The 12,586-nt window shown below is 64.8% G+C and carries 10 protein-coding genes; 4 read left to right on the top strand and 6 right to left on the bottom strand.

Going from position 1 to position 12,586, the window contains the following annotated elements:
• Positions 1-12 precede the first annotated feature (12 nt).
• Positions 13-3,888 (top strand): Pls/PosA family non-ribosomal peptide synthetase, encoded by a 3,876-nt coding sequence (locus tag ACX80T_RS09655; protein WP_459304270.1) that lies wholly within the window; start codon positions 13-15, stop codon positions 3,886-3,888.
• Positions 3,885-5,240 carry a M1 family metallopeptidase gene (locus ACX80T_RS09650; RefSeq protein ID WP_459304269.1) on the top strand — a complete coding sequence of 452 codons (1,356 nt, stop codon included), beginning with the start codon at positions 3,885-3,887 and terminating at the stop codon, positions 5,238-5,240. The genes ACX80T_RS09655 and ACX80T_RS09650 overlap by 4 nt, the downstream gene beginning before the upstream one ends.
• Before the next feature lie 21 nt (positions 5,241-5,261).
• On the opposite strand, the gene ACX80T_RS09645 is transcribed toward ACX80T_RS09650, so the two are convergent.
• From ACX80T_RS09645 to ACX80T_RS09630, 4 genes are all read right to left on the bottom strand, one after another.
• Complete coding sequence (locus tag ACX80T_RS09645; RefSeq protein ID WP_459304268.1) at positions 5,262-5,546, bottom strand: DUF427 domain-containing protein; 285 nt, start codon at positions 5,544-5,546, stop codon at positions 5,262-5,264.
• A gap of 99 nt (positions 5,547-5,645) precedes the next feature.
• Positions 5,646-6,677 (bottom strand): aldo/keto reductase, encoded by a 1,032-nt coding sequence (locus ACX80T_RS09640; protein WP_459304267.1) that lies wholly within the window; start codon positions 6,675-6,677, stop codon positions 5,646-5,648.
• Positions 6,678-6,751: 74 nt separating this feature from the next.
• Positions 6,752-7,528 (bottom strand): thioesterase family protein, encoded by a 777-nt coding sequence (locus tag ACX80T_RS09635; protein ID WP_024477465.1) that lies wholly within the window; start codon positions 7,526-7,528, stop codon positions 6,752-6,754.
• Between the two features lie 101 nt (positions 7,529-7,629).
• A complete protein-coding gene (locus ACX80T_RS09630; protein ID WP_024477464.1) occupies positions 7,630-8,268 on the bottom strand; it encodes a DNA alkylation repair protein in 639 nt (212 codons plus the stop codon).
• Between the two features lie 245 nt (positions 8,269-8,513).
• Between ACX80T_RS09630 and ACX80T_RS09625 the strand changes: the two genes are divergently transcribed.
• On the top strand, positions 8,514-9,941 hold the full coding sequence (locus tag ACX80T_RS09625) for a hemolysin family protein (RefSeq protein ID WP_019482463.1): 1,428 nt from the start codon (positions 8,514-8,516) through the stop codon (positions 9,939-9,941).
• Positions 9,938-10,948 carry a CNNM domain-containing protein gene (locus ACX80T_RS09620; RefSeq protein ID WP_019482464.1) on the top strand — a complete coding sequence of 337 codons (1,011 nt, stop codon included), beginning with the start codon at positions 9,938-9,940 and terminating at the stop codon, positions 10,946-10,948. Before ACX80T_RS09625 ends, ACX80T_RS09620 begins: the two co-directional genes overlap by 4 nt.
• Positions 10,949-10,976: 28 nt before the next feature.
• Here ACX80T_RS09620 and ACX80T_RS09615 read toward each other — a convergent pair whose 3' ends face one another.
• Positions 10,977-11,822 carry a GAF domain-containing protein gene (locus ACX80T_RS09615; protein ID WP_459304266.1) on the bottom strand — a complete coding sequence of 282 codons (846 nt, stop codon included), beginning with the start codon at positions 11,820-11,822 and terminating at the stop codon, positions 10,977-10,979.
• Complete coding sequence (gene sigK / locus ACX80T_RS09610; protein ID WP_019482466.1) at positions 11,819-12,454, bottom strand: ECF RNA polymerase sigma factor SigK; 636 nt, start codon at positions 12,452-12,454, stop codon at positions 11,819-11,821. The genes ACX80T_RS09615 and sigK overlap by 4 nt, the downstream gene beginning before the upstream one ends.
• Positions 12,455-12,586 lie beyond the last annotated feature (132 nt).

The raw sequence follows: 12,586 nt of genomic DNA, 5'->3' as shown, positions 1-12,586 counted from the left end.
GACACTTATCTGGTGACGCCGCATACCCCCCAACTTTCCCGCCGGTCAGCGGCCCCGCAGCCGCGCACCCTGATTGATATCCTCACCGCCACTGCTGACTCGTTTCCCGACGCCTCAGCGCTCGACGACGGCACCACCAGCCTCAGTTACGCCGAGTTGCTCTCGAGTGTCAGGGCGATGGGGAAAAAGCTTCACCTGGCCGGGCTGGGTGCTGGCGACCGGATCGGCGTTCGTATTCCGTCCGGAACCGCCGAGCTCTACATCGCCATCCTCGCGATCCTCATGATCGGGGCAGCCTACGTCCCGGTGGACGCCGACGACCCCGACGAACGCGCCAAACTTGTGTTCTCCGAAGCGAAGGTCGCAGGCATCCTGCGCGCGGGGCGCAAACCGGTGGTTCAAAAGGGGCGGAAAGCTCCTTTCCCTGCACCGAGGATGCCGACCCCCGACGACGACGCCTGGATCATTTTCACCTCCGGCTCCACCGGAACACCCAAGGGTGTTGCAGTGTCGCACCGCTCGGCGGCGGCGTTTGTCGACGCCGAGGCCCGTTTGTTCCTGCAGGCCGAGCCGGCGGGCCCCACCGACCGGGTCCTCGCCGGACTCTCCGTCGCCTTCGACGCCTCCTGCGAGGAGATGTGGCTGGCCTGGCGCAACGGCGCCTGCCTGGTGCCGGCCCCGCGCGCCCTGGTGCGTTCGGGCATGGATCTCGGTCCGTGGCTGATCACCCACGGCATCACCATGGTTTCGACGGTTCCTACCCTTGCCGCCCTGTGGCCGGTCGAATCTCTCGAAGCCGTCAGACTGCTGATCTTCGGCGGAGAGGCCTGCCCACCCGAGCTCGCAGCAAGGCTGGCGACCGAGGACCGGGAGCTGTGGAACACCTACGGCCCCACGGAGGCGACCGTCGTCGCCTGTGCCGCTCTGCTCGGCGGTCCAGGACCGGTGCGCATTGGGCTTCCCCTGGACGGCTGGGATCTCGCCGTCGTCGACAGTTCAGGTCTTCCGGTGGCCGCCGGCGAGGTCGGTGAGCTGATTATCGGCGGGGTTGGGCTGGCCCGCTACCTCGATCCGCAGAAGGACAAGGAAAAATACGCTCCCATGCCGTCGCTGGGTTGGGACCGCGCCTATCGCAGCGGGGACCTGGTCAGGTTTGACCCGGTGGGGCTCGAATTTATGGGACGCGCCGATGAACAGGTGAAGCTCGGCGGCCGACGGATCGAACTCGGCGAAGTCGATGCCGCCCTGCAGTCCTTGCCCGGCGTCGCAGGTGCCGCAGCCGCAGTGCAGACCACCGCCGCCGGCAACCAGATACTGGTGGGCTATCTCGTCGCCGCCGGAGCACCGCTCGACCTGCCGGAGCTGCGCTCCGAGCTTGCTGGTTCGCTGCCCGCGGCGCTGATTCCGATGCTCAGCGAAACCGATTCCCTGCCGACCAAAACCAGTGGAAAGGTGGATCGGTCGGCGCTCCCCTGGCCCCTCGCCCAGCACAACGACGACGACGCCCCGGCCCTCGACGACGAAGCCCAGTGGGTGGTGGACCAGTGGACGGCAGTACTCGGCGTCCCGGCGTCGGGATTGGATGCGGACTTCTTCGCCCACGGTGGCGGCAGCCTGTCTGCGGCGCAGCTGGTGTCCGCCCTGCGGCAGCAGTATCCGACGGTCACGGTTGCCGACATTTACGCCCACCCGCGGGTGGGCGCGTTGATTGACATGGTGAAAGGATCGGAACCGGTCGGCGGCACGATCAGGATTGAGCGGAACGTCGCCCGCACCACCCGCAAAGCCCAGATCTTCCAGACACTGATGGGCATTCCCCTCTTCATGCTGGTGGGGATGCGCTGGCTGACCTACCTGATGATCATCAATCAGGTTCTCGTGATCTCCGGAATCGCAGCGACAACCACGCTGTCCTGGGGGTGGATCCTTGCCAGCTGGATCGTGTTCGTCAGCCCGCTGGGGCGGATGGGGATTTCGGTTATCGCCGCGAGGATCCTGCTACGCGGGGTCCAGCCGGGAAGCTACCCCCGCAGCGGCAGGGTGCACCTGAAACTCTGGCTTGCCGAACAAATCGCGGACATGGCAGCCGCAGTCAGTCTTGCCAGCGCACCGTGGGTCACCTACTACGCCAGGGCGCTGGGGGCAAAGATTGGGCGCGACGTCGACCTCCACTCGGTCCCCCCGGTCACCGGAATGCTTCATCTGGGCAGCGGCAGCTCCGTCGAACCCGAGGTGGACCTTTCGGGCTGGTGGATTGATGGTGACCTGGTCCACATCGGCAGGATCAGCGTCGGGGAGCGAGCCCTCATCGGCACCAGGAGCACGCTGATGCCCGGCACCCGGGTGGGCGCCGACTCACAGGTTGCCCCGGGTTCGGCGGTCCTGGGCAAGGTACCTCCCGGCCAGCAATACGCTGGGTCCCCTGCCACCCGGATCGGCAAAGCCAAGCCCATCTGGCCCGATGCTCCGGCGACGTCGCCGTCAGTCACCCTCAGCTTCCCGGCATTCGCCGCCGCCTCGGGCATCCTCTCGGGCATCCCCTATCTGGCCGCCGGCATTGCTGCCCTGCCGATCCTCGCCGCCCTGCGCGGCACCGCAGGACTGTCCGACGCCCTGCCACAACTCGCCTGGTCGGTGCCCATCGCTGGCCTGCTGTGGTTTGTGGCAACGATGATCCTGATCCTGGCAGCCGTCAGACTGCTCGGGATCGGGCTGCGGGAGGGGTATCACCGGGTCCGGAGCCGTGTGGGCTGGCAGGTCTGGGCCACCGAACGAGTCCTTGACCTGGCCCGCGATCTGCTCTTCCCCGTGTACGCGAGCCTGTTCACGCCGGTGTGGCTGCGACTTCTTGGCGCTACGGTCGGCAAGAACGTCGAGATTTCGACTGTGCTGCTGGTTCCGAAAATGACCACCATTGGCGACGGCGCTTTCCTCGCCGATGACACGATGGTCGCATCCTACGAACTCGGCGGGGGCTGGATGAAGGTGGCGCCGGCGAAAATCGGTAAGCGAGCGTTCCTCGGCAATTCGGGGATGACCGCCGCGGGCCGCCGGGTACCCAAAAACTCGCTGGTGGCGGTGCTGTCCGCCACCCCCGCCAAGGCCAAAGCCGGTACGTCCTGGTTGGGAAGCCCGCCGGTCCGGTTGCGCCGCACCCAGATGGACGCCGATCAGACCCGAACCTTCGACCCACCACGACGGTTGAAGGTGGCACGGGGTGCATGGGAAGTGTGCCGGCTCGCCGCAACGCTGCTGACCGTGGTGATCGCCGTGCTGGTGCTCGTGGGGCTCGACGCCATTGCCGGGCAGTGGGGCTACCTGGTTGCTGCACTCCTCGGCGGGCTGGTCATGATGACGGCCGGGACGGTGGCGGCCGTCAGTGCGGTCGTCGTCAAATGGTTGCTGGTCGGCCGAATCAGTGCGGGTGAACACCCCCTCTGGAGTTCGTTCATCTGGCGGAACGAAGTTGTCGACGCCTTCATCGAAACGGTTACCGCCCCCTGGTTTGCCCGGGCGGCCAGCGGCACTCCCGCACTCGTCTGGTGGTTAAGGGCCCTAGGAGCCAGGATCGGCCACGGCGTGTGGTGCGAAAGCTACTGGCTGCCGGAAGCCGACCTGGTAACCCTTGGTGACAGCAGCACAGTCAATCGCGGGTGCGTCATCCAGACCCATCTCTTCCATGACCGGGTGATGTCCATGGACACCGTAACCTTGAAGGATGGCGCAACCATGGGACCCCACGGAGTGATACTTCCTGCCGCCTGCCTGGCTAGCGGATCGACGGTTGGACCGGCGTCGCTGGTAATGCGCGGCGAGACGGTGCCAGCGGGAAGCTACTGGATCGGCAACCCGGTCAGCCCGTGGAAAAGCCCGGCGGTAGCTCCATGAGGGAAGCCATCAAAAGCGTCGTCGCACGCATCGGTGACACGCTCGACCCCTATACCCCCGGGCACGGGTCCGCCGACTGGGCCGCCCTGCACTACGACCTTGACCTTGACTACCGGCTGGCGAGCAACCGACTGACCGCCCGCGCCGTCATCACCGGCCGCGCCGCCGGCCCCTCGTCCCAGTCATTGGAGCGGATTGAGCTGGACCTGGCGGGGTTGAAAGTCACCAAGGTGACCCTGAGCGGCGGCCAGGTCCAGCGCTTCAGCACGCGAGGATCCCGGCTGATCGTCACCCCGGGTGAACCCATCGGCGGGGGTCAGGAATTCACCCTCGACATCAAGTACGGCGGAAACCCCAAACCCACCAGAAGCACCTGGGGCGAGGTGGGGTGGGAGGAGCTCACTGACGGCGTCCTCGTTGCCGGGCAGCCCACCGGCAGCCCGTCCTGGTTCCCGTGCAATGACCATCCCAGCCACAAAGCCACCTACCGGATGGCTGTCACCACCGACGCGAACTACCGCGCCATCTGCAATGGCCGGCTGGTATCCCATACGCCAAAAGCGAGTCGCGGCACCTGGGTGTATGACCAGCCAGAGCCGATGGCCACGTATTTGGCCACAGTCCAGATTGGCCGCTACCAGTTAGAGCGGTCCAGCACCACCCCCGTGCCGCAGTTCACTGCCGCACCCGTGGGCCTGCGGGACGCGGCACGCCGCGCACTCTCGCGTCAACACGAGATGATCAGCGCCTTCACCGAACTCTTCGGCCCTTATCCGTTTGATGCGTACACCGTGGTGGTAGCTGACGATGTACTGGAGATTCCGTTGGAAGCGCAGTCCTTGTCGATTCTGGGCAGCAACCATCTCACCACCGGGTGGGAATCTCAGCGGCTCATCGCCCACGAACTGTCCCACCAGTGGTTCGGTAACTCCCTGACGGTGAGTGCCTGGCAGGACATCTGGCTGCACGAGGGCTTCGCCTGCTACGCCGAATGGCTGTGGTCAGAAAGGTCGGGGGCCCTTTCCACTTCGCAACGGGCCACCGAGGCGTGGCGTGCGCTCGCCACAGAACCGGAGGATCTGATCATTGGTGATCCCGGCGGCTCGGACATGTTCGACGACCGGGTTTACAAACGCGGCGCCCTGGCGCTCCACGCCTTGAGGATCGCCGCCGGCGACGAGCTCTTTTTCGGAATGCTTCGCGACTGGACCGCCCGGTTCAGGCACCAGCACGTCAGTACTGCCGACCTGATCGAGCTGGCCGATGAGAGCTGCTCCACGGTCCCCGGCTTCGACGCGGCAGCCCTCCTCCAGCCGTGGCTGTACCAGCCGGAGCTGCCAAACCTGCCCTGACCAGCCGATGGCGGCAGGGAATTAGTCGGTGACAACGACCCCGCGCCTAAACGCCACATGGTCTCGGATGTTTTCAGCCTCGGCCTTCGGTTCCGGGTAAGTCCAGGCGGCGTCGTCATTCGTGGCACCGGCCACCGTCAAGGAGAAATACTTGGCGGTTCCTTTCCAGGGGCAGACGGTGGTCATGCTGCTGTCGGTGAGGTACTCGGTCCTGACCGAGTCCTTAGGGAAATAGTGGTTTCCCTCCACCATTACCGTCCGGTCTGACTCTGCGATGACGGTATTGTTCCATAGTGCCTTTGCCATGGTGCTGGCCTTTCGATCACAGTGCCCGGAGCGGGCACCTACCCTCCATCAACGAGTGTGCCCGCTCCGGAATTCCGCGACGGTCGAGCGGAACGTGCCCTAGCGCCCGCCGTCAATCTTGCGGCTGCGCTGCTCCTGGCCTGGAGAGCCGTAGGGGTAGTCGGAGACCTCCGGTGCACTGACCGTTGAGAGCCTGTCGACCTCGGCTACGCTCAGGGTCACCGAGTCGGCACCCAGGTTGTCGGTGAGCTGATCGGTGTTCCGTGCCCCCAGGATGACCGAGGTGACAGCTGGCTGCTGGGCCACCCAGGCGAGGGCCACCTGCGATGCCGTGACCTCCCGCTCAGCTGCAATCTCTACGACGGTGTCAATAATGCGCCAGGTGCGCTCCTTGGCGTTGCGTTCCTTCCAGGCTTCCATGCCGCGCTCGGGGTTCTCGCCCAGCCGTGTCTCGCCGGTGGGAGAGGTATCCCGCTGGTACTTCCCGGTGAGCCAGCCACCGCCCAGCGGCGACCAGGGCAGGAGGCCGATATCGGCGTCGAGCGCTGCCGGAACAATTTCCGACTCGATCTCGCGGACCAACAGACTGTACTGGGGCTGCAGGGTGACCGGTGCGTTCCAGCCGTGGGCCTTGGCCAGCCAGACGGCCTTGGTCATTTGCCAGCCGGAATAGTTGGAGAATCCGTAGTAGCCGATCTTGCCGTTGCGGATCGAATCCTCGAGGAAACCCAGGGTCTCCTCCAGCGGGGTGAGTGGATCCCACGAATGCACCTGGTACAGGTCAATGTGGTCGACGCCCAGCCGGGCCAGTGAGTCGTCCAGCGCCCGGCGCAGGTGACGGCGGGACAGGCCAATATCGTTGACGCCATCTCCCATCGGGAAACGTCCCTTTGACGCGAGGACCATCTGGTCGCGCTCCGTGGGGTTCTTGGCCAGCCATGAACCGATGATCCTCTCGGACGCGCCAGCTGTGTACACGTCGGCGGTGTCGATGAAGTTGCCGCCAGCGGCCGCGTAGGCGCTGAGGACCTGGTGGGAAGTCGCTTCGTCGGCCTCCGCGCCGAACGTCATCGTGCCCAGGGCGTACGCCGACACTGCAGTGCCGCTGTTGCCAAGCTTGCGGTATTCCATCGTGCTGCTCCTTTGAATCGACAGGTATAACTCGTATCAACCCTAGTTGCAGTGCGGCCGTTGGCAGGGCGTCGTTACAGCTTCCGGATGGTGAGGATCTGCTCAGCCCGGCCGAAGGGACCCGTGGTGTCATGCAACACCGCGGAGGTCAGCCCAATCCCGTCAGCACCGAAACTGACGCTCGTCTCCAGGCCCAGCCACTCCCCCGCCGGTTCGCGGTACAGGTGGACCTGCAGGTCAAGGTTGGGGAACATCCAGCTGCCCGGTCCGGGAGGAACCCGTGCCGACACCCCGTTCGCTGTATCAATCAGGCCGATCAGCCGCACCAGATCAGCTGTCGGAGTGCCTTCAACCATCTGATGTGGGGTACGCAACCAGACCCGGCCCCGGCCCGGGCGATGACCCTCGACGACCCGAAACTCCAGGGACTCGATAAATCCCCCGGGCCAGGCGGTCATGTCCGCAAAGGGGCCCGCCTGGTCAGGGCCGGGCATAGGTGCGTCCTCGATTGCCGCAACCGCCGCACTGTCGGCCTTCGCCAGGCGCCAGGCTTTGGCACGGATCACCGTCCGTCCGCCGGAGACCATCTCCGCCTCCAGCAGTTCGATGGTCTTGCCCGGTCTGATGACCTTGACCAGCACATCGAACGTGCCCCCGGGGATCATGCCAAGGATGTCGAAGCTGAGTCGCGCCATCCGCAGGTCAGGTCGAGGACTGCACTGCTCGAGGCAGTGAGCCAGCAACCCGGCCGCTGGCGCCATGTGTTGTTCTTCGGGGTTCCAGGCACCCTGCGCGTGGATGGTGGATTCGAAACTGCCTTCGCCCAGCGGGCGATAGTAGGAAGCTGGCATGAAGGAGCACCTTTGCTGGACTGCGGTGGGTGGCTGGCCCCAACCCGGGGCCGCCGCAGCACCAGTCTATGACGCGTTCCGCGGCTGTTGCGGTGGGCGCGCTACACCGGTGGCACGGCCAGTTCCGGGCGGGCTGTGGCCAGTTCCCTGGCGATCAGCTCGATTGCCTCGCCGACGACGTCGCGCCCGGCCCCCTCACGGTTTGCTGCTCTCGCGGCTTTGACCCGCCGCACCAGGCCGTCCCAGTCGCCACCGCCGGTACGCAAGGGGCGGAGCGACGAGAGGAGCGCCGCCCGGCCGAGCCAGGGGTCGACGTCGGTCGCCCACCGGTCCAGTATCACTGCTGCACGGTCCCCGTCACGTTGGTTCAGCCGGTCGGTCAACGGACCCACCACGTCGATGGCCAGCGGATCGACCAACTCCGGCCTGCCCCCCTGCCGCAGAAATCCCTCCACCCGGGTCAGGTCTGTCACCTGAAGGAGTGCCAGTCTCGACTGCAGCACCACGATGGCCGCCAACCGGCGTTCAAACACCGCTACCGCCCACAGCTCCGAACTGAGCGCCAGCACGGCGTCGTGCTCCAGCCCGCGGTAGCGGCGGAAGGCATCCCGGACGGCGCCCCGGACCGCGCCTACCGACGCCCCATAAATCCGCAGGCCCCCGCTACCCCGATCGTCGGCCCGCTCCCACGTCGCCTCGCGCTGCAGCGCGGTGTCGATGAACTGCCCTGCCTCACTCACAGTCCTATTCTTCCCTGCTCCGGCGGAAGGTCGAACGCGGCCACCGGGTAGTAGGTTACTGGCCGTCGCAGGGCTCTCGGTATAGTGGTTATGTCAATGTTTCCAAGACTGCTAAAGGTGCTGGTCTAACTGCGTACGCAACCGGGGTCCTCTGATGACCCCAGTCATTGTTGTTCTTTCAATCTGAATCCTGAATCAAGTCTCGGCCGTGGGTTCACGCCGGCCGACTGCGGGGGGTCAACTAAATGACGATCACCCTGCTCACCCTCTTACTGGGCATCATCATCATCCTCGCCATCATTGCCGCCAACGGCTATTTCGTGGCCCAGGAATTTGCCTACATGTCGGTCGACCGGACCAAGCTTGCGGTCCTGGCCGAAGCCGGCGATGTCTCTGCCCAACGGGCCCTGAAGGTCACCAAGCGAACGTCCTTCATGCTGTCGGGCGCCCAACTGGGCATCACTGTCACCGGTCTACTGATTGGTTACGTGGCTGAACCGCTGGTCGGTGAGTCACTGGGTGTCCTGCTCGGCGGGGCCGGTTTGCCGGCCGCCCTGGGTATCTCAATCGGCACGGTACTGGCCCTCGTTGTTGCGGCAGTTGTCCAGATGATCTTCGGTGAGCTGTATCCGAAGAACCTGGCCATCGCCAATGCTGAGCCGCTGGCGCGCGGACTGGCTCGCTCAACCACGATCTACCTTGCCGCGTTCGGCTGGCTGATCACGATCTTCGACCACTCGGCCAACGCCCTGCTGCGGCTCGTCCGGGTTGAACCAGTCCACGACGTCGATACCACCGCAACTGCGAAGGATCTGGACCGCATTGTGGCCGATTCCCGCCAGAGTGGTGACCTGCCCGAAGAACTGTCGATGCTGATTGACCGTATCCTCGACTTCCCCGACCGGGATATTGAACACGCGATGATTCCGCGGTCACAGGTCGGCACCGTCGGGCCCGAGGCAACGGTGGGCTATGTGCGCACCCTGATGGCCGATGCCCACACCCGCTATCCCGTGGTGTCCGAAACCGAGGAACCCCTCGGCGTCGTCCAGCTCGCGGATATTCTGCCGGCAAGCATCAGCGACGACACCCTGGTGACGGCGGTCATGCACCCGCCGCTGGTGCTGCCGACCCTGATGTCCCTGCCCAATGCGCTGGAGCAGCTGATGAACTCCCGCAACGAGCTTGCCTGCGTGATCGATGAGTATGGCGGCTTCACCGGCGTCATCACCGTCGAGGATCTTGCAGAGGAACTCGTCGGTGAACTCACCGACGAGCACGACGACGAAGCACCACCCACGATCGAGTCCGAAGAGGACTTCATCTGGCGGATGAGTGGTGACGTGCACGTCGATGAGGTGGAGCGCGCTATCGGGCACGAACTGCCCGAGGGCGACTACGAGACGATCTCGGGTGTGCTGATCGCCGTTCGCGGCGAACTGCCGGCCGTCGGCGAAACAGTCACTGTGGTTCTCCCCGACGATCCCCGCGACCTGGTCGAGGATGAGCCCGTCCGCCGTGTGCTCGACGTCGAAGTCCTCGAAGTAACCCGGCATGTACCGAGCGAGTTACTGGTGCGGCTGATCGAGCTCACCCCAGAGAACGCCGACGCCGGTGAGCGCGCTGAGCGCCGCACCGACGCAGCTGATGAAACTAGTGAGGAAACCCGATGATCGTAACCCTGGTAACGGTGCTACTCATCGTCCTTAGTGCATTCTTCGTCGTGATCGAATTCGCCCTGTTGGGTGCACGCCGCTACCGGCTTGAAGCCGAGGCGGCCAACAACCGTTCAGCGCGTGCCGCGCTGCGGGGTATCAACGAACTCACCATCATGCTTGCGGGTGCCCAGCTGGGAATTACCGCCTGCACGTTTGCTCTCGGCGCGATCACCAAACCGGCTGTTGACGCCTGGTTGGGTCCGGTACTCGCATCCTGGGGCATCCCGGAGGCAATAGCCGGCGGTACAGCGTTTGGGCTGTCCCTCCTGTTTGTGACCTTCCTTCACCTCGTCGTAGGAGAAATGGCGCCCAAGTCGTGGGCCATTGCCCACCCCGAGCGGTCTGCCAAGCTCATCGGGCTGCCGTCACGCGGTTTCATTTGGCTCGTCCGGCCTCTGCTGGTCTGGGTCAATGCCATCGCGAACCGCCTCGTCGCTGCCAGCGGTGTCACACCTGTGAACCGGGCTGCGGCCGGCGGGTTGGACGCCGGGTCGATTCGTCACCTGGTCGAGCATTCCGCTGCAACTGGGGCACTCGAGGCGTCCTACCAGACGCAGCTGTCGGGTGCGCTGGAACTGGAAAGCCTCACGGTTCGCTCACTCATCGCTCCCGGCGGCGCGCCCACGGTGGTGCCGGACACTGCCACGATGGCCGATGTCCAGGAAGCGGCGGCGCGGTCGAAGCACCTCCGTATCCTCGTGCAGGGCGACGCCGGTACTCCTCCCGGGGTGATCCACGTTCGGGACACGCTCCTCGAGCCAGCGGATCGCCAGGTCCGTGAGCTGGCCGGTGCAGCCTTCCTGCTGGAGGCCGATGTTCCGGTCTATGAGGCGTTGGCTCAGATCCGGAGCGCGAGTGTTCAGCTTGCGGCCGTGATAGACGATGGCAAGTTCATCGGCGTCATTACGCTGTCAGATGTCATGCGGCGGGTTCTGCCCATGTCGATGGCTCCCGCGAAGTAGCCCGGACAGGCTGTTGGCCGCTGGAGTCCTAGGACCGATTCATCTCCATCTGGTTCTGGGCTTCGGCGGCCAACTGCTTTAAGGCCAGCTCATCGGCCGCCGAGAAGTCTCGCGGACGGTCATCGATGATGCACAGCGTGCCGACCGGCCAACCACCGGGGCCACGCAGCGCATATCCTGCATAAAACCTGATGTGCGGTTTCAGTTGCACCAGTGGATTGTTCCGGAATTTGCTGTCCGCCAGCGCATCACGCACCACCATCACCCGTTCGCTGCGAATGGTCTGGTCACAGAAGGAAATCCGGCGCGGGACATTCTCACCGATGGGACCCGTCACCGATTTGATGAACTGGCGGTGCTGGCCGATCAGGGCAATCGAGGCAGAGCTGACACCAAACTGCTCTTGTGCCCGTCGGGTGATCCGGTCGAATCGCTCCTCGGGAGCCGACCCCATCAGCCCGGTCCGATGCAACGACTGTAGCCGCAGCGATTCGGCCTGGTTGACCGGGAACAGGGCAGCCGCCGTCGTCGTCAGGCGTCGCAGCGCTGGATCGGTCAGGCTTTCGAAGCTGCTTTCGGTGGGGACACCTGTGGCGAGGGAAACGTCGTCGGTTGTGTACGCCGCACGGCGCACTGGTGAATCCTTGTCATCGAGCATCTCGTTAATTGCGTGGGAGACCATGTCCCGCTGGAATTGCTCGAGCTGCATCAGGCCGTGAATGTACGCCTTGAACTCGACGATGTCGCAGGTGCCACCGATTTCTGTGTAGTTGTCCCAGACCGAGTTGAGGTCAAGCCCGGACGTCATGACGGCCAGGCGCGTGAACCACTGTTGAAGGTATGGGTCCATAAGGTTGTCTTTCTTCCTGCTCACCGGGAGAGGGCGTCGTAGCCGTCGGCTTCCATGGCGTCCCGCAGGCGGGTCAGCCCTGCCTGAATCCGCGATTTGGCGGTGGGAAGCTTGATCTGTAGCGTCTCAGCGACTTCGACATAGGTCATTCCGCCGTAGTAGGCCAGGCTGATGGCCTCTGCCTGCCGGTCGGTGAGGGATCCAAGACACTTTCTGACGCTCTCTGACATCAGGGTGTGGTGCACCGTTTCTTCAACGCTGTCCGGTCGGACTGCCGCTGACCGCAGGCTGTACGCCGCGTCACGTCCGGCAGAACTTTGCTCGCTACGCACCCGGTCGACGGCGCGCCGGTGAGCGAGGGTCAAAATCCAGCTATGGGGAGAGCCTCGATCGGCGTCGAACTGGCCCGACGACGCCCACAGCATCAGATACACCTCCTGCACCACTTCCGCCGCAATTGCTGCATTTTGGATCACCCGCAGCACCAGCCCGTAGACCCGTTTGCAGGTCTGCCTGTACAGGGCAGCGAAAGCCTCCTGATCTCCATCAGCGGTGCGGCCGAGAAGGTCTGCCAGGGAGGGACTCTGGACGGCATCCTGCTGGACGGAATCCTTAACGCGAGGATCAACCGGACCGCGCCTACTGCTGTGGGACATGAAACCTCACCGTTGAGTCAGTGTGGGGGTCGAGACCAGGCAGCGCGAGAGCTCTGCGGCGCCCCGCACGGACCGAACTATGCCACCCAAACCGCCTGCCCGCAATAGCGGACGGCCGCCGGCGCGCCGTGT

Source organism: Arthrobacter sp. Sr33 (assembly GCF_054511195.1).
This window is presented reverse-complemented; position numbering and strand designations above follow the sequence as displayed.

Excerpts from the sequence above, each read along its gene's own strand:
- ACX80T_RS09650 (WP_459304269.1), top strand. The coding sequence starts at position 3,885 with ATGAGGGAAGCCATCAAAAGCGTCGTCGCACGCATCGGTGACACGCTC.
- ACX80T_RS09645 (WP_459304268.1), bottom strand. The coding sequence starts at position 5,546 with ATGGCAAAGGCACTATGGAACAATACCGTCATCGCAGAGTCAGACCGG.
- ACX80T_RS09620 (WP_019482464.1), top strand. The coding sequence starts at position 9,938 with ATGATCGTAACCCTGGTAACGGTGCTACTCATCGTCCTTAGTGCATTC.
- ACX80T_RS09640 (WP_459304267.1), bottom strand. The coding sequence starts at position 6,677 with ATGGAATACCGCAAGCTTGGCAACAGCGGCACTGCAGTGTCGGCGTAC.
- ACX80T_RS09635 (WP_024477465.1), bottom strand. The coding sequence starts at position 7,528 with ATGCCAGCTTCCTACTATCGCCCGCTGGGCGAAGGCAGTTTCGAATCC.
- ACX80T_RS09625 (WP_019482463.1), top strand. The coding sequence starts at position 8,514 with ATGACGATCACCCTGCTCACCCTCTTACTGGGCATCATCATCATCCTC.
- sigK (WP_019482466.1), bottom strand. The coding sequence starts at position 12,454 with ATGTCCCACAGCAGTAGGCGCGGTCCGGTTGATCCTCGCGTTAAGGAT.